The sequence below is a fragment of the Halobacillus sp. B29 genome, from assembly GCF_052246755.1.
GTDB lineage: Bacteria > Bacillota > Bacilli > Bacillales > Halobacillaceae > Halobacillus > Halobacillus halophilus.
Window position 1 is genome coordinate 11653 of the sequence record NZ_JBQQCM010000012.1, and the last position, 18143, is coordinate 29795.

Here is an 18143-nt window from a genome sequence, read left to right on the forward strand (position 1 = left end):
AACTTTCTTCTAAGTGATCCATTGTTCTTCTGCTTTTTCCTTTTAATTAAACGGAATAAACCACACCTTCATATGGTTCCAGAACTCCTCGGTTCTTTTGTTCCTGATCATTCGATACAACTACTGAGCCTGCCTGAATGGTCTGGATTAACTCCTCGGCTACTCCTGCCTGCTGGTCAGAGAAGTTGCATAGTACGACAAGAGTTTCATTCCCATTCGTTCGTTTATAAGCAAATACCACCGGATCTTCTCTCATCAACAGTTCAAAATTTCCATCCGTAATGATATCTTTCTCTTTTCTCAGCTGGATCAGCCGTTGGTAGAAATAAAAGATCGAGTTTTTATCTTGAAGCGCGGCTTCAGCATTGATTTCTGGATACGCAGGATTAACCTGAAGCCACGGTGTTCCACTGGTAAAACCGGCGTGCTCCTGACTGTTCCATTGCATCGGCGTCCGCGCATTATCTCGACCTTTAACATAAATGGCTTCCATTAGCTCCTCATGTGACCAGCCTTCCGCTTTCTTTTCTTCATACATATTAAGCAGTTCAATATCCTGGTAATCCTCCAGGTTTTCAAAACGGGCGTTGGTCATACCAAGTTCTTCTCCCTGGTAAATATACGGTGTTCCCTGCATCATGTGAAGGCAGATGGCAAGCATTTTAGCCGATTTCTCCCGGTAGGACTCGTCATTTCCAAATCGGGAGACGATCCGCGGCTGATCGTGATTATTCCAGTACAAACTGTTCCAGCCCGTCCCGTGCAGCTTTGTCTGCCATTTTTCAAAGTTTTCCTTGAGTTCTATTAGATTAAGTGGTTTTAAATTCCACTTATCTCCTTCGGAATCCAAGTCCATATGTTCGAAGGTAAAGATCATATTCAATTCTTCATTCTCAGGGTCAGTGTACTGCCTGGCATCCTCCGGTGAAGCTCCAGGCATCTCCCCAACAGTCATGACGTCGTAGTGAGACAGAACTTCATTGTTCATTTCCTGTAAAAATTCATGAATTCTTGGGCCATTCATGAAATAAGGGCTTCCATCGCCATCCAGTCCTTCCGGATAAGAAGGATCTTTCGAGATGAAATTGATAACGTCCATACGGAATCCGTCCATGCCTTTATCCAACCAGAACTTCATCATGTCATAAACCTCTTTACGGAGTTGGGGATTCTCCCAATTTAAGTCGGGCTGCTTTTTAGCAAAAATATGAAGGTAGTACTGCCCAGTCTGTTCATCATACTGCCAGGCCGGGCCGCCAAAAACGGAATTCCAATTCGTAGGGGGATCCCCGTTTTCTTTGCCATCCTTCCATATGTAGTAATCACGGTACGGGTTGTCTGTGCTTTTAGAAGATTCAACAAACCAGGGATGCTCATCGGAGGTGTGGTTGACTACCAGATCCATTACAAGCTTCATTCCCCGCTGATGTACTTCATCGAGTAGTTGCTCCAAATCTTCCATCGATCCAAACAGATCATCCACCTGCCGGTAATTGCGTATATCATAGCCGTTATCTTCCTGAGGAGAATCATAGACCGGAGACAGCCAAATTACATCAATACCAAGCTCCTTCAAATAATCGAGTTTCTCTATGATTCCGGGGAGATCTCCGATTCCGTCCCCGTTCGTATCATTAAAGCTTTTCGGATAAATTTGATAGACCACGCTTTTCTTCCACCATTCGTGCGTTTGATTTGTCATATATCTTCACCTGCTTTTCCATTATTTAATAACCTTTTCCCTAACACTACCTATCTGGAAACAACCTCATTCTAACATATCCTCATCCAGAACCTTCCACCTCAGGTCATCCAAAATATGGATGACCTGAGGTGGAAGGTTCTGGATTATTTAATTAAATTTCATTTTCACCTTTTAAATGTGCTGGAGTTTGATAGGATATTAGTAGGCTGGTTCTGAAAGGGAGTTGTTAAGAATGGACATGAAATTTACACAAGAACAGTTTCAGTTACTTATGGAAATGGCTTACATAACCAATCGTACAGTAGGAACTAAAAAACAAGATCACTTGAGCGACTATGAAGATTTGACGCAATATATTCTCTCTTACGCCAAAGATTTTGGACTTGAAAATCTGGTAAGTTATGATGAAGAATCCAAGAAATACGTAACGACTGAGGATTTTACAATTCAATTAAATAGAAAAACCAGGACACCTGAAGAAGAAGTTTTTCTTGACCAGCTTGCAAGTAGACTAGGGTCCAGGGATGCACTTGAGGAAGCTGATCGAGAAGATAAATTAGATAAAGTGATTGAGCAAAAAATCCATTACCATAGTGAATACTTAAAAGAATTTAAGACTTTTAAAACTGACAGATTGTATGTGGTAACGAGTGAAGATGTGGATATGGACTAAAAAAAGGAAGAGCTGCAATTTTTGCAGCTCTTCCTTTTTTTCAGGCTCTTAATCCCAGCTTTATACTAACGACTTCAGATCCAAATTTTCAAGAAACTCCCACCTCAGGTCATCCATTTTATGGATGACCTGAGGTGGGAGTTTCTTCCTTTATCTTTTTTTAATCTATTGTGGTTTCATTCTTCTGTTCCGCACCATTCGATCAGGGTTAATGCCATAATTTCTGCTGCTTCAAATACTTTGTCCATCTCAATATACTCATTTGGGTAATGAGCCATTTCCGTTACTCCAGGACCAAAGACTAAAGAAGGCGTTTTTCCCGCTTCCGTTAACAATCCGCCGTCTGTTCCCCATGGGGAGGCCTCAATAACAGGATCAGCGCCCAGTACGTTCCGATACCCAGCTACGAGGGTGTTCATGAACGGGTGCTCTTGATCCATCGCTCCTGGAAGCCAGCGTGCGCCAAACCACTCCAACGTGGTCGGATGTTCTTCAAACCACGGATCTTTATCTTTCAGTTGCTTCAGCCAGTTTTCCATTTCTGCTTTAGCATTTTCGATCGTTTCTTCTGGAGAAATCCCCATACGTCCTTCTATTTTCACGAGATCGGCCACGGAAGATGGCCAGTCTCCTCCTTCAATTTTCCCTACATTGATCGGAATGGGGATCGGGATGTTTTGGTACAGTGGATCGTTGATCTGATCATTTCGCTGTTTTTCTAACTGGCGAATATGATCGATAACCATCATACTTTTTTCAATTGCGCTAACCCCTTGATAGCGCGTCCCTCCATGAGCCGATCGGCCTTTTACATAAATACGAAACCACATGGAGCCCTGCTGTTTTGGAAAAATCTTCATGTTTGTTGGCTCAGGAATTAGAGCCGCCTCGGCTTTATATCCTTTCATTACGGCTGCAAGGGTTCCTGTCCCTCCGCTTTCCTCTTCGATAACGCTTTGAAAAATAACGTCTCCCTTAAGTCTGATGCCAAGATTCTTTAATACCTTCAAAGCAAGGAGCATGGAGACATTGCCGCCTTTCATATCCGTAACCCCGCGGCCATACATCCGTCCGTCGATCACCTTACCGCTATAAGGATCATGCTCCCACTGGGTGCGGTCCCCGGCAGGAACCACATCAATATGGCCATTAAAGATAATAGACCGGCCCTCGCCTGTTCCTTGTTGGACCCCTACAACGTTCGGGCTTCCTTTAAAGTTCTCTCTTGAAGAAGCAAAATAAGGATGCTTCCTGACCTCTTCTTCATCCGGATCCCAACGATCGATGGTCATTCCCAGTTCCTCTAACGTCTCGATCACGACAGCCTGCGCTTCGGCTTCATTTCCCTGAGTGCTGTCCGCTTGAACGAGACGCTGAAGAAGTTTCGTGCCTTCTTCTCTATAACCCTGAAGCCATTCGTGAATATTATCCTTGTGGAGTTCCACTATCCATTCTCCTTTCTCATCACGATAATGTAGTTACTTGCTCAGACAGCTTTAACTCAGCAGCAGTATTCTTTATTACATCGTCAGCTGTGTAAGGAGCCATCACTTCTCTTAACAGCAGTCCTTTCTCCGTTACTTCTATCACAGCCCGGTCGGTAATGATGATATCTACACATGTTTTAGCCGTTAAAGGGAGCTGGCACTCGGGTACTATTTTGGGTTCTCCATGCTTGTTTACATGACTCATCAGTACAATGACCTTTTTAGCCTTTTGTGCAAGCTCCATGGCTCCGCCGATCCCCGGTACCCGTTTTCCTGGCACAATCCAGTTAGCCAGATCCCCCTTTTCACTGACTTCCAGACCTCCTAAAATAGTAATATCCAGATTTCCTGATCGAATAATGCCAAAGGCGGTCGCGCTGTCAAAATAAGAAGCACCCGGCACGATACTTACAGGAAAACCAGCTGCATTGCAGAGCATTGGATTTTCCCCTCCCTCCTCCGGAGATTCTCCCATGCCAAGCACTCCGTTCTCCGCTTGGAACATAACCTGCATATCTGCCGGAATATGATTGGAAACGAGGGAAGGGATGCCAATTCCCAAATTGACGATCATACCGGCTCCTATTTCCTTAGCCGCCCGACTGGCCATCCGGTTGCGCAGATCTACTCCCATGCCCATGTCCAGTTCACCCCTTTACTTTGAATAATCATATCAACGAAAATCCCGGGTGTTACTACGCATTCAGGATCTAATTCACCCGCTGGCACAATTTCTTCGACTTCGGCAATCGTGTAGTCCCCTGCCATAGCAACAAGTGGGCTCGTATTTCTGGCACTTGTATCGTACACTAGGTTGCCAAAAGTGTCCGCTTTTTTTGCATAGACAATGGAAACTTCAGCTCTGAGTGGTGTTTCCAGAATGCACGTTTTTCCATCGACCGTTACCTTTTGTTTCCCCTCTTCCACCATACTTCCAAGTCCTACATCCACTAAAATCCCTTTCAAACCTACGCCGCCCGCTCTGATCCGCTCAGCGAGTGTACCCTGCGGAGAGAATTCTACCTCTAACTTTCCATCCGTCATCAATTGACCCGCCACAGGATTGGAGCCGATGTGTGAGGCAATGATTTTTTTCGCAAGCCCTCGGCTGACGATACGTCCGATGCCGATATCAGGAAAAGCAGCGTCATTTCCAATCAGTGTCAGATCCTTGATTCCCTTTTCTAAAATGGCATCAATTAGTGTTGGCGGGTTTCCGATCCCTCCAAAGCCTCCGAACATTAGCGTGCTTCCGTCGTGAATATAGGACAGAGCTTCATGTATAGTTCCTACTTTATTTACAGGCTTTTGTTTACTTTTTTGCATCTTCATTCCTCCTATCCAGTCGAATCCATGTATCCCTTCAGCATCAAATCTCGTTGAACTTCGTGAATAGAATCTTGAAGCAGCTTGACTAACGTATCCATTTCCTGCTTATTGATCGTTAATGGAGGAGAGACAATAATGGCATCTCCGTCGCCTCCTTCAATCCCCGCTGAAGCCGGGTAAATCAACAGTCCCTTATCACGAGCTTTTTCAACCAAAAGCCGGGTCAAGTTCAGCTGTTTAGGGAATGGTGTCTTTGTAAACAAATGAGATACAAATTCAATTCCTATCAGCAGCCCTTTCCCGCGAACGTCTCCAACTATCGGAGTTGTAAGTGCCATATTTCGCAGCTGGTTTACTAAATACTCACCGTTTTTAGCGGAACGATCGACCAGCTGGTGTTTTTCGATAAAGGTGAGAACGGCTAGAGCCACTGCCGAAGATTGAGGATTGGCACTATAGGTGTGACCTCCGATAATCGCTTTTGACCCTTTACGAATTGGTTCCAATATCCGGTCATGAATAAGAGCGGCGGCGATTGGTGCATAGCCTGCACTCATTCCTTTTCCAAGTGTAAGAATATCCGGCTTAACTCCATAATGCTCCATTGCGATCATTTTTCCTGTCCGGCCTATGCCAGTCATCACTTCATCAGCAATAAATAACACCTGATGATGATCGCAAATTTCTTTAATCCGTTTGTAGTACTCAGCAGAAGGAACAATGACTCCTCCAGCAGCCCCTATAATGGGTTCCGCTATAAACGCAGCTACCTGTTCAGCACCAGTCCGGCGAATGGCTGCGTCCAGTTCATCCGCACATTTCATTTCATAATTGCTGCAAGACTCCTGAGCGGGCCGCCGGTAGCAGTAAGGTGGCGAAATGCCTGGATAATCTTCTAACATGGGGGCAAAACGTTTCCTTCGTTCTGTATGCCCTGACATGGAAAGGGCCCCCATGGTGATCCCGTGGTAACTGGTCCAGCGCGAAATGATTTTATGCTTCTGGTACAGCCCTTGCTCCTGCCAATACTGCACAGCAATCTTTAAGGCCGTTTCATTTGCCTCTGACCCGCTATTTACAAAAAAAGAATAATAGGGATCGTCTGCCTCAAAAGCAAGATCATTTAATTTCTCCGCCAGCTTCTCGGCTGGTTGGGACGTGAACTGAGAACGGTAAACAAAGGAAATTTTCCTTGCCTGTTCCGTCACAGCCTCCACAATTTCAGGAACGGCATGACCGATACTTGCGGTAACGGCTCCAGAGGATCCATCCAAATATTTGTTACCATGTTCGTCATATATGAAGACCCCCTCCCCATAAGCAGCTACCGGATAAACATCATCAAATGACGGTTTAATCAACCATGAATCGTTCATTTTCTGCCTCCTTCCTATTACCACAAATTATTACATCCACTTTTTTGTAAAAGATTCCTATTACATATAGTTTATGTTAATTTACCGATCATTTATATTCGTCTTTATCATGTAATTCACACCTTTTTTATTGTACGCTTTGTATAATAAATAAAAGGAATATCTATTCTTAGAAAAGATGAATGAATGGATCTTTATACAGAGTGGTGAAAGAAGGGGGATATGAACGTGAGTATTACAGTTTACGAAGCTTTACGGCTTCCGGGTCTCTCATCTGCGAGGCTCATCGCAGGACAAGGTGGCACTCACAACTTGATTAAATGGGTGACGACCGTTGAGGTTATTGAAGATATTAGCCGTCTTCAGGAAGGAGAGTTCTTAGTTACAACTGGATATGGACTGGACAAGCATAGTGAACATTTTCAAAAACTATTGGCCATGAAGAAACTATCCGGCGCAGCCATCTACACCGGTTTTTATCTGAAACAGATTCCTCAGGTATTTAAGGATATAGCGAACCAGAATGATTTGCCTTTAATCGAACTTCCTACCGCTCTCAACTTCTCCAGCATTACCAAAAGTATCTTAGAACAGATTCTCAATAAACAGATGGAGTTAATCTCGTCTTCTCTGGATTTTCATAAACAATTAACCCAGCTCGTGGTTAAAAATGAAGGAAAACCAAGCATTTCAGATCGCCTTTCTCTTTTAACCGGCACCTCTCTATTTATCATGGATGAGTCAGGGGATCTTTCCTATTCTGTGCAGAAGCATGAATCCATCAGCATCGATGAAACAGAACTCATAGTGCATCAGGATTCTTTACCTTACAAAGACTTATCAGAAAAGTGCCAGTTAGAAAGGAAGCCCCTGGAAATGGAGCTGAATAGATTCAAGGTCCTCTTCTATCCTATTTCAGCTAATGAAAAAAACTACGGCTGCCTGATTGCGATTAAAAAACTCGATGAATGGAGCGAGCTTCATATAAGTACACTCGAGCATGCCGCTGCCGTATTTGCCATTGAATACCTGAAAGAAGAGGTCGTCTTACAAACCCAAAACCGTCTCCGGGGAGAGTTTCTCGAGCAGCTGATCAACAAGAATTTTCAAACTTCGTCGATGGCGTTGGAACGGGGAAAGAAACTGGGATTTGACCTCTCTCTAAGTCAGGCCATCCTCTACGTAAAACTACTGGAAAACATACAAGACAGCCGTCACTTTAAGAAAAGCATGGATCTTCTAAAAGATCTGGCTCGTACGGAATTGGAAAAGCTCGGCCGTCAGTTTGTAATTAGAGAACGGCTCGAAGGATTAATGATTCTTTTTGAAGTAAAAGAGGGAAGAAATACAAACCGGAAACAGGACAGCCTTAAGACAGCCGGGATTCTGTATCGTTTTTGGAAACAAAAACTCCCGGGAGTTCAATTCACGGTCGGGGTTGGCAGAACATATGCAGAGGTCAGCCGGCTGAATCAGAGTGCTGTAGAAGCTGAATATGCCGCCGACCTCCATACCCTCCTGTTTATGGAGAAAGAAATCATCCATTATGACGACCTCGCTGCCTTTCACTTACTGCTGCAAATGAAAGAAGCCGGACTAAGCCTCAAGCAATTCTACGAGGAGCAAATGGGCAGCTTATTAAATAAGAGTAAGCAGGGCATTGACCTTATTCATACGCTCGAAGCTTTCTTTAAGCATAACCACCATATTCAGGCGACGGCATCAGAGCTGTTCATCCACCGCCACACCTTGAAATATCGCTTAAATCTTATTGAGGAGCGAAGCGGTTATCATCTGGATTCAGCCGATGACCGGTTAAAGCTTCAGCTGGCGATGGCAGCGTATAAGCTGGAGCAGTACTATCAGTAATAATGATAATATAAGCGGCTGCTTCAATAAGGGCTGGGTTCCCATAAACCGGAACCCAGCCCTCTCCTGAAGATATTGTTTATACACTATTGCTCAATCTGATCCACAGCAATAGCGGGAACAGTAATCTCTCCACCCATGGTCGATTCATAGGTTAAGAGACCAAGCGAAACTCCCATAATTGTAATTTTGTCATCTTCTAATATGCGTGAATTAATAATAGCGGAATCATAAGAAACAAAGATGACTTGATCATAATCATCATCAACAGCAATCCTTAATTGTGTTTCTTCTCCTTCTGCTTCAATCACTTGAATAACTCTCCCTGAAAGCTTAACCTTTTCCCCTTCATAATTATCAGGTGTGCGGGCTAATTGTTCAAACGTGGTACCTGTCTCGTATCCTTTCTTAGCTTCTTCCTCCGCCTCTTTCCTTGCTTTCTCTTCTTCAGCTTCTTGCTTTTTCTTCTCTTCAGCTAACTTCTGTTCTTTCTCTTTTTCACTTAGTTTAAACCATGGCTCTGCTTCTGCTAATTTAGCTTCAAGTTCTGAGATAGTTTGATCTTTTTGCTCGACCTCTTCTTCTAGTGAGGCAACTTTATTATTAAGACTTTCACTTTCGGCCGTATTTCCAGAAGCTATTCCAATCATAATAAAAAATACAATAGCACTGCTGCTGATCCACAACCAGACTTTTTTCTTGTTCTTTTTTGTTTCCAACATTCATCCTCCTAAGACTAAAGACTTAACGATTCTATAGTATTATCGGCTAAGATCCGAGGAATTCCATGCATTTAAACACTTATCTTTAATAAAATGATCAGTTAAATCTGAGTGTAAACTCGGTTAAAAACAATTGGAACCACGATGATAAAGGGAGGAGGTTGTTCGGAAATATAAAAAATCTATCATAGTTTATAAAAAAGCAAATAAAAAAAGACTGCCTCCGAAGGGACAGCCTTTGCCACATTACATTAACTTTTCACTTTCTCATTAGACTCTACAAGCTCCGTAATTAATTCCATCACATCGTCTTTCAAGTCCTCACGTTCCAGTGCAATTTCAATGGTCGTTTTGATAAAGCCAAGCTTTTCACCCACATCGTAGCGAGCACCCTCAAAGTCATAAGCAAACACGCGTTGAATCGTATTCAGGTGCTGAATGGCATCCGTTAATTGAACTTCGTCGCCGGCGCCTTTCTCCTGCTTATCCAGATACATCATAATCTCCGGTGTAAGAACGTAGCGACCCATGATCGCAAGGTTAGATGGAGCCTGCCCTTTAGGCGGCTTCTCAACGAAATTTTTCACGCCGTACAAACGGCCATTCTTATTTTCAGGATCAATAATCCCATAACGGTGCGTCTGATCCTCTTCTACCTGCTGTACTCCAATAACAGAAGAGCGCGTTTCTTCGTATTGATCCATCAGCTGCTTCAGTCCCGGTTCTTCCGAGCGGATGATGTCATCACCAAGAAGGACAGCGAACGGTTCATCTCCAATAAACTTACGGGCACACCAGACCGCATGTCCAAGGCCTTTAGGCTCTTTTTGACGAATGTAGTGAATATCTACATTGGAGGTTTCGTTCACCTTATCAAGCATTTCAAACTTCTCTTTGCTCATTAAGTTGTCTTCCAGCTCGAAGTTTTTATCGAAATGGTCTTCAATCGCACGCTTCCCTTTACCTGTCACAATAATAATATCCTCAATGCCGGATTTAATTGCTTCTTCCACTATGTATTGAATAGTTGGTTTATCTACAATTGGCAGCATTTCTTTTGGCATGGCTTTTGTTGCAGGGAGGAACCTTGTCCCCAGCCCTGCTGCCGGGATAATCGCTTTTTTTATTTTCCCCATTCCATTCATTCCACCTTTAGCATGAATTTTGTCTAACTTTAGTATAATTTAAAAGGTAGATTATAACAAACTGAATTTTTTATGGTAAAAAAGAATCAAAATACAATCGTTTTATTTTCATGTACAATGACCCGGTCTTCGATATCCCACTTAACCGCTCGGGTTAGCACACTTCGCTCAATTAAGCGCCCTTTTTTCTTTAAATCCCGCACGCCGTTCCGGTGATCGACCCGAATCACATCCTGTTCTATAATCGGACCTTCATCCAGATCATCGGTGACATAATGAGAAGTGGCTCCGATCAGCTTAACGCCGCGCTCATAAGCACGCTTGTGCGGGCTTGCTCCGATAAACGCCGGAAGGAACGAGTGGTGAATATTGATAATCTTGGATGGATGCGCCGCCACGAAATCCGGCGTCAAAATCTGCATATAACGAGCGAGAACAATCACGTCCACCTCATACTCTTCCAAAAGTTTCAGCTGCTGAGCTTCGACTTCTTTTCGTATATCTTTATTTGCTGGAATATAGTAAAACGGAATCCCAAATGACTCCACAATTTCCCTTCCCGTTTCATGGTTACTGATCACAAGAGCAATGTCAGTCATCAAATCGCCGCTCTCCCATTGGTAAAGAAGCTCCCTAAGACAATGAACTTCTTTAGAAGCAAAAATCGCTGTTTTCTTTAAGTTGGATAGAAAAGTAAGCTTCCACTTCATTGAAAATTTCTCGCCAATATCGTTGAAAGCTTCCCTGATTTCCGATTCCTTTTCTTTCATGCCAGGGGCTTCAAATACGATCCGCAGGAAAAAAGTACCCTCGCTCGGGTCCGTCGTATACTGACTGGATTCCACAATATTCGCTCCCTGCTCGAACAAAAATGTAGATATGGCTGAAACGATGCCCGGCTGGTCGCTGCAGCTGACCAATAGCCGTGCTTTGTTTTGATTATTAGTTAAGTATTGCTGTATTTGTTCGTTGTTGTATGAAGACATAAACTACCTCACCTTTTATTCATTGTTTCCTTCATTATAGAGGAGGGTGATTCGATTGAAAAGGTAAGCCTTATTTTTTCAACCAGAACCTTTTTAACACATTTCCATCCTCTTCTATGTAGTCTTCATCAGGATTTCCTCCGTTATTGAGAATGGTTTTAAAGGATGCTGTATTCCATTCATCACATACAACAAGTGCCTCGTTTATTCCTAATCCTTTCGCTTCCTCAAGAGACAATGCCAGAAGCTTACTCGCGTATCCTTTTCTTCTTTCGGAAGGCCGGATGCCATACCCAATATGACCGCCGTTGTTCCGAAGCAATTCCGTTAGATCGTGACGAATATTGACCACTCCAAGGATTCTATTCTCAGAGTTAAGCAGCCAGTAGGTTGAAGTTGGTACCCATCCTTCCCGAAGTTTTACTCCATTCTCCTGATCGATTAAATATTGAACCATTTCTCCGAAGGGCGCCGGATCCTTCTGAATAACCCAGGGCACCATTTTTTCACCGCTTTCCAGCCATTCGTTATAGAAAGATAGGTACTCCTTTTCTAACTTTACCGTAGGTTTGACTAAATACAATTCCTCATTCATCTAATCTTTAACCCCTTTCCATAGTATTGGTTCTTTCAGAAAAGCTCTCATTACTTGAAGACTCAGTTTCGAGACATTGGAGGAGCGGAAGGTCCTGCGGGGGACGATTTCGCTTTCCGGCCCTGCACGACGCAGGGTCGTTCGACGTTGCCACAGGACGTGGCGACCTTAGTCGAACATCCCATGTGGTAAGCTTCCTCAGGCTTCGCCTTCCGGGATCTTACCGATTATGTTCATCCCACAGGAGTCTTCATCGTCCCCCTCCGGAGCTTGCCAAATCAGAATCTCGAAACGGCTTTATCCTAAACGCGCATAAGAAGATATAGCCTCATTTACGATAATAAATTTCGGGTTGGAACTATGGGGTATAGCCTAATATATATACATTTCGGGCAGGTTAAGGAAGAAAGGACCCTCACTTTCCAGGGGCCGTTCCTCCTAATAAAGTTGGGCTGGTGGGGAAATGGCGAGACTCCCATGGGAGAAGGAATCAGGTGATATCCCGCAGGGAGTGAAACGAGCGAGGAAGCTCAACGTTCCCCCATAGGAAAGCGAGTTATTTCCCCACCAGCCCCCTCCTCACAGCGTAACGGGCCCAATTTATCTCGAAGCTGAGTCTTCCACAATCCGGCCCTTTAGCTTAATAAGTTTGTGAATGATTAATAACCTTTCTTCTTTACAAGAATGCAGCTACTAAGATTGTTAAAATGATCAGGGGCAAAAGGACAAAAACCCCTATCAGCACTTTAAGGTTCTCTGGATTGCTTGAAAACAGAGAGCTGCGAAAGCCATATAACATAAGAATCAGGAAGCTGATCGATATAATCGTTATAGCCAGATACACAAAACCACTCCTCTTAGAAGAAGCCAACCATCAAGTGTAGACAGGAGTCTGCTCACTCAAAAAACAAGAGCTAGTCGACCCGCTTCGCTCCATAATATTTCGGTCCCCAGTATTCGTTCGACTTCAGATTCGTCACTTCCACGCCTTCAGCTAAGGTTACATGAACGATTTGATGATTGCCGATATAGAAGGCTGGATTCAGGTAATCGTCCTTTAAAAATACAAGGTCGCCAGGCTGGAGATCATCTTTTTCTACAGATTCACCAACCTCCCATTGTTCTTCTGCACGACGGGGGAACGACATACCTACCTTCTCCATAACATATTCGACGAATCCTGCGGTATCAAATCCGGCGGGTGTGGTTCCATCTTTTTGATAAGGTACTTCTCCAATATATTTAGTGGCTTCTGAGACTATAGGATCTTCCCTGGGAATCGTCAGATCTTCAAATCGTTTTACTCCGGTGAATTTTTCCTGCCAGTATTCTCCACTTAGATAAGAGATTGTGACTTCCTGGGTCCTTGAGGCATGGAGAAATCGCCCCCCTCCAATGTAGATACCATTATGAGAAATTCCGTCCCGGTACGTGTCGCTGAAAAAGATAACATCACCCGGTTGGATGTTATCTACATCTATCTTTTCCCCCACCTGCCACTGCTGGTCAGTAGAACGAGGGAGGTAAATCCCTTTCGCTTCCTCAAATACATACTGAATGAGCCCGGAACAATCGAATGCTTCTGGCGTTTCCCCACCAAAAAGATAAGGCACTCCCAGATACTGAAGAGCTGTTTGCACCAGATCTTCCTCTCTTGCAATCTCCGGAGCATCCGTTATTCTTCTAGCCATCTCGAAGTTTCCACTCCAGTAGCTGTCACCCTCAAAAGATGTCACTTCCACTCCATCCGAGACGGTTGGGTGAATGATCTGGTCTTTTCCCATATAGATCGCCGCATGGGTCAGGCCTTCATCGTCTTTACTGAAAAAGAGTACGTCACCTTCCTGCAAAGCATCGCGCTCTACCTGCTCCCCCATATTCTTCTGCTGCTCCAGCGTTCGCGGGAGTTCGAACTCTAGGACTTGCTGGAATATATATTGAATAAATCCAGAACTGTCGAACCCTTGCTTTGGAGAAGCACCTCCCTGCTCGTAATCGACGCCTATATAGATTTCCGCTTCTTCTACAAGCGGATGCTTTTCACGATCATCTTTGGAAAACTGCCATACAACCAAACTAATAACCATGAGTGTGATGGCTGTCATCCATTTACCACGATGCTTGCGCAATGATTGGCCTCCTTTACATATAAGGCTGGTGTATTGATGCAAATTTTACCAAAGATTGCTGGGAAAGTTTACTGATCTGTCCGGTCAATACTCTCGGTAGTTTGTTAGAGATATATAAATGGGAAAATAGAAAGAGTCTCTTCTACCATTTCAGATATATGAGATGGTAGATTAAATCCGTCTGATCTTTTTCCAACAAGGTATCCACACTGCTAGAACTAACTGACCAATATACCAAAAAAAGACCGTCTCCCCGAGACAGTCTTTTTCCCTCTTTATTTATAAAGCTTTAACCAGTCCCCCATCAATTACAAGCGATTGACCGGTCAAATACGTATTTGCACCCGAGGCCAGAAAGACCACCGCTTTCGCAAATTCTTCCGGCTCTCCGTAACGTCCGATCGGAATGTTCTGCTCAGCTTTCTCACGTACTTCTTCCGCAGAAATCCCTGCCTGAACCGCGCGTTTTTGGTCCAATGAAGCGACGCGATCAGTAGCTATCCGGCCAGGGCCTACCGTATTAATTAAAATATTATCAGGGGCGAGTTCCTGAGATAGACTTTTAGAAAGACCAACGATTCCAGCCCGGAAAGTGTTCGATAAAATCAAATTATCCAACGTCTGCTTAATCGATGAAGAAGCAATGTTCAGTATCTTTCCGCTCTTCTGCTCTTTCATGGAAGGAAGCACTTCACGGATCGTCCTGGTAAAACTGAGCAGATTGAGTTCAAACGCCTGCTGCCAATCTTCGTCGGAGAAGTCATCAAATGTTCCGGCCGGTGGACCGCCTGCATTGTTAATTAATACATCTACGGTTCCGTGCAGTTCGACTGCTTTTTGAACAAGCTGTTCGATCTGTGTTTTATTGGTCACGTCACAAACCTGATACTCTATATTCGGATTGCCACTTACTTCTTGAATTTCTGCTTTGGCCTTTGCCAAATCTTCCTCGCTGCGGCTGGATATAAGCACCTTCGCACCTTCTTTAGCAAATTCGGTGCTGATTGCTTTCCCCAATCCTTTGCTCGAAGCGAGTACGATAACAGATTTATCTTTTAATTGGAAATCCATCTATTTCATCCTTTCTAGCTATCTTTTAAATCCTTCACTGAATTTCGTAAAGTTGTAAATCCATCGATCTGACATTCGATCACATCCCCCTCTCTAATCACTACAGCCCCCGGTGTCCCTGTCGAGATGATGTCACCAGGCAGCAAGGTCATCACTTTAGAATGAAACGATACGAGATAATCAGGGTCAAACGTCATATTTTTGACTTCATTAGTCCGGTGAACCCGGTCATTAATGATCGTCGTGACGTTAAGCCTCTTTACGTCTTCGATTTCCTCAGGAGTAATAAGTTCAGGCCCGAAGCTGAAAAAAGTATCGAAGCTCTTCGACCGGGTCAAATACCTTGGATTTCGCTTTAAAATATCTTCAGCAGTCATATCGATAATTGATGTATAACCCGCGATCACCTGAGCAGCTCCTTCTTCAGGAACATCTTTACACACTTGACCAATCACAATACCTAATTCCGCTTCTCCGGTCGTTCGTTCGGATTGAGTCGGAATACATATGAGATCCTCTTGACCGATAATGGTCGTATCAGGCTTCATAAAACTGGCAGGTTCTTTCTGGGGCGCCATCTCCTCAAGATCGGATGCGTGGTCCACATAGTTCAACCCTATCCCCCAAATCTTCCTTGGACGGCGGTAAAGAGGACCGATGTTATACTTTTCCGCTCTGTTTAACGATTCTTTTTCAGGTTTCGGAAGCTTCTTCCACCAGTTCTTAAATCGTTCAAAGCTCTCGGATTGAAGAAGTTCAAATAGATCCGTCGGCCACGCCTTATCCATCTGCTCATTAATGGCATGGACAGTTACAACGTTTCTTTCTTCATCGAGGACGGCTGCTGTTTCTATTCCCTCTTGTTCAATTGTTAAAAAGCGCATACCCTTTCTCCTTTCATTAAAGTGCGGATCGTTCCTGCTGAATCTCGTTTGTTTTTCTAAAATTCACAGCAAGTACCAGGGCAAATACGGCCAGACCAATCACATCGGTTATAAATCCTGGATAAATCAGGAGCATCGCCCCTACTCCGGACAGCGCACGCATCCAACCAGGCACACCTTTTTTCAGATATCCTTCAGCCATAATCGAAAGCAAAAACACACCGATCAGTGACGTTACAGTAATCACCAAGATGTTTATAATGGTGGCATCGACCATAAGCATCTCGTGGGAGAACACAAACATAAAGGGTACGATGAATCCAGCAATCGCTAGTTTCATGGCCTGGAAACCAGTCTTGTTCGGATTTCCTCCGGCAACACCAGCTCCTGCAAAGGCGGCCAGGGCAACAGGCGGTGTGATGTTCGCAAAAATACCAAAGTAAAAGACAAACATGTGGGCTACAAAGGTAGCCGTTTCCGTAGAGCCCGCAATTTCACGGTACAGAGGAAGCTGCAGCAGAATCGGTGCGGCCATCGTACTTGTAATAATATAGGTCGGGATACTAGGCAGTCCCATTCCTAAAATGATCGATGTGATCATAGTAAGCACAAGTGTAATCAGCAATTGAATCAGTGGGCTGTTCACGGCGCTTCCGATATTGACAATACTGTTGGCAATTTCCAGGGCCACTCCGGTTAAGGATGCGATTCCTACCACAATTCCTACAGCCCCGCAGGCAATGGCTACTGGAACAGTGGTCCGTGCCCCGTCTTCAAGGGCTTGCAGGCAATCCTTAATACCTACTTCTTCACCCTCAATTTTTAATCGTTTTCTCCATACATTAATTAAAAGCGGTACGACTAGAATAATGAACAGTTCCCACCAATCACTTCTAACGTTCGGAAGGGAGCTGCCGGTAAGAATCGCAGACAATTGCGGCTGAAAAATCAGGAAGAGAGAAATCGCCGTGATAATTGGGAGCATACGCTTAGATCCTGCAATTACAACGGTCGCAATAATGGACCAGAAAGCCGCATAAAAAGGCGTTTTTCCTGAGAAAAGTAAATAAAGCAGTGTAAGCATGGGAATGATTAAATGTCCGCGTTCGACAATTACACCTTTTAACGAAGGCAGTTCACTTTTTGGCAATCCTTTTAAACCGCGTTTGGCTGCACGAAAGTGAACCTGCAGAAGGATTCCAATATAAAATAGAAGCGCCGGAATGATACCAGCTAGAATAATTTTGGTGTAAGCTACATTTAAGTTCTCAGCCATGATAAAGGCAGCGGCACCCATAATCGGTGGCAGAATCTGACCTCCGACACTTGCGGCTGATTCGACAGCGCCTGCAAAGTTTTTATTGTAGCCGATTTTTTTCATTAAAGGGATGGTAAAGGTTCCTGTGGTAACCACGTTCGCAATCGCCGATCCATTAATGGAACCTAAGAAGCCGCTGGCAATTACGGCTACTTTGGCCGGGCCACCTTTCGTATGACCTGCAACGGCTAAGGCAAGGTCATTAAATAATTTGCCCATGCCGGATCGTCCCAGGAAGGCACCAAATAAAATAAATAGAATGATATAACTGGCCGATACTCCAATGGCTGTACCGAGTACGCCTTCTGTAATAAACACAAGCTGAGAGATAATCTGTTTTCCTACTCCAGTGATCGTGTTCATATTGAGGACAGGATAAACCGACAGCTTCACGTAAAATCCGTATATAAGAAATCCAAGTCCTAATAAAGAGAGCCCCCAGCCTGTTACTCGTCGAGTAATATCAAACAGCAGCACAATAACCAGAATGCCGACATAAAAGTCCATGTCGTTAATTTGGCCGCCGGACTGGATGATCCGTTCGGCAGTAACAAACATATATACCGCGACAAACAGCGAAAGAGCGGCCGTTATGTAGTCATAAAAAGGGATTCCTTTTCCCCCTTTTTTCCTTACAAAAGGATAGAGTAAAAATCCAAGGGTCATTAATGTGTACAAGTGGATACTCCGCTGCTTAATATCTACAAGCGACCCTGCGTAAGAGGTATATAAATGAAACAAGGATAAAGCAATCGCGAGGACGGATATCGTCAAGGCCACCGGTTTGGCCAAGTTCTCCCGGGTAGTACTTTCGCGGTCATAATCTTCTGCCTGTTTTGCTTTTTTCTTCATTT

At 44.0% G+C, this 18143-nt stretch carries 15 protein-coding genes; 2 read left to right on the plus strand and 13 right to left on the minus strand.

Going from position 1 to position 18143, the window contains the following annotated elements; genetic code table 11:
• Positions 1-46 precede the first annotated feature (46 nt).
• Positions 47-1702, minus strand: coding sequence for a glycoside hydrolase family 13 protein (locus tag ACTWP7_RS14985; RefSeq protein WP_443123877.1), 1656 nt, complete (start codon positions 1700-1702; stop codon positions 47-49).
• Positions 1703-1937: 235 nt separating this feature from the next.
• Here ACTWP7_RS14985 and ACTWP7_RS14990 point away from each other — a divergent pair, with 235 nt between their 5' ends.
• On the plus strand, positions 1938-2378 hold the full coding sequence (locus ACTWP7_RS14990) for a hypothetical protein (RefSeq protein WP_443123878.1): 441 nt from the start codon (positions 1938-1940) through the stop codon (positions 2376-2378).
• Positions 2379-2554: 176 nt separating this feature from the next.
• On the opposite strand, the gene ACTWP7_RS14995 is transcribed toward ACTWP7_RS14990, so the two are convergent.
• Genes ACTWP7_RS14995 through ACTWP7_RS15010 form a run of 4 tightly spaced genes read right to left on the minus strand, consistent with a single transcriptional unit; the run spans position 2555 to position 6570 of the window.
• Positions 2555-3823, minus strand: coding sequence for a peptidase (locus ACTWP7_RS14995; protein ID WP_443123879.1), 1269 nt, complete (start codon positions 3821-3823; stop codon positions 2555-2557).
• A 19-nt stretch (positions 3824-3842) separates the two neighbouring features.
• Entirely contained in the window at positions 3843-4505 is a 663-nt protein-coding gene (locus tag ACTWP7_RS15000; protein WP_443123880.1) for a 3-oxoacid CoA-transferase subunit B, read from the minus strand.
• Positions 4490-5191: a CoA transferase subunit A gene (locus ACTWP7_RS15005; protein ID WP_443123881.1), complete on the minus strand. Its 702-nt coding sequence runs from the start codon at positions 5189-5191 to the stop codon at positions 4490-4492. The genes ACTWP7_RS15000 and ACTWP7_RS15005 overlap by 16 nt, the downstream gene beginning before the upstream one ends.
• Before the next feature lie 11 nt (positions 5192-5202).
• Complete coding sequence (locus ACTWP7_RS15010; protein WP_443123882.1) at positions 5203-6570, minus strand: aspartate aminotransferase family protein; 1368 nt, start codon at positions 6568-6570, stop codon at positions 5203-5205.
• 228 nt (positions 6571-6798) lie between these two features.
• Here ACTWP7_RS15010 and ACTWP7_RS15015 point away from each other — a divergent pair, with 228 nt between their 5' ends.
• Positions 6799-8439: a PucR family transcriptional regulator gene (locus ACTWP7_RS15015; protein ID WP_443123883.1), complete on the plus strand. Its 1641-nt coding sequence runs from the start codon at positions 6799-6801 to the stop codon at positions 8437-8439.
• Positions 8440-8525: 86 nt separating this feature from the next.
• Here ACTWP7_RS15015 and ACTWP7_RS15020 read toward each other — a convergent pair whose 3' ends face one another.
• The 8 genes from ACTWP7_RS15020 to ACTWP7_RS15055 form a co-directional block, all read right to left on the minus strand.
• Positions 8526-9161 (minus strand): toxin regulator, encoded by a 636-nt coding sequence (locus ACTWP7_RS15020; protein ID WP_443123884.1) that lies wholly within the window; start codon positions 9159-9161, stop codon positions 8526-8528.
• A 251-nt stretch (positions 9162-9412) separates the two neighbouring features.
• Entirely contained in the window at positions 9413-10297 is an 885-nt protein-coding gene (gene galU, locus ACTWP7_RS15025; protein ID WP_014644411.1) for a UTP--glucose-1-phosphate uridylyltransferase GalU, read from the minus strand.
• Between the two features lie 95 nt (positions 10298-10392).
• Positions 10393-11292 (minus strand): formyltetrahydrofolate deformylase, encoded by a 900-nt coding sequence (gene purU / locus ACTWP7_RS15030; protein WP_014644412.1) that lies wholly within the window; start codon positions 11290-11292, stop codon positions 10393-10395.
• A 70-nt stretch (positions 11293-11362) separates the two neighbouring features.
• Positions 11363-11887 (minus strand): GNAT family N-acetyltransferase, encoded by a 525-nt coding sequence (locus ACTWP7_RS15035; protein WP_443123885.1) that lies wholly within the window; start codon positions 11885-11887, stop codon positions 11363-11365.
• A gap of 914 nt (positions 11888-12801) precedes the next feature.
• The gene (locus ACTWP7_RS15040; protein ID WP_014644415.1) at positions 12802-14016 is read right to left on the minus strand and encodes a C40 family peptidase; all 1215 of its coding nucleotides are present in this window, start codon (positions 14014-14016) and stop codon (positions 12802-12804) included.
• Positions 14017-14295: 279 nt separating this feature from the next.
• The gene (locus ACTWP7_RS15045) at positions 14296-15087 is read right to left on the minus strand and encodes an SDR family oxidoreductase (protein WP_443123886.1); all 792 of its coding nucleotides are present in this window, start codon (positions 15085-15087) and stop codon (positions 14296-14298) included.
• A gap of 14 nt (positions 15088-15101) precedes the next feature.
• Positions 15102-15971: a fumarylacetoacetate hydrolase family protein gene (locus tag ACTWP7_RS15050; RefSeq protein ID WP_443123887.1), complete on the minus strand. Its 870-nt coding sequence runs from the start codon at positions 15969-15971 to the stop codon at positions 15102-15104.
• Positions 15972-15987: 16 nt separating this feature from the next.
• Positions 15988-18141, minus strand: a complete 2154-nt coding sequence (locus ACTWP7_RS15055; protein ID WP_443123888.1) for a TRAP transporter permease — start codon at positions 18139-18141, stop codon at positions 15988-15990.
• Positions 18142-18143 lie beyond the last annotated feature (2 nt).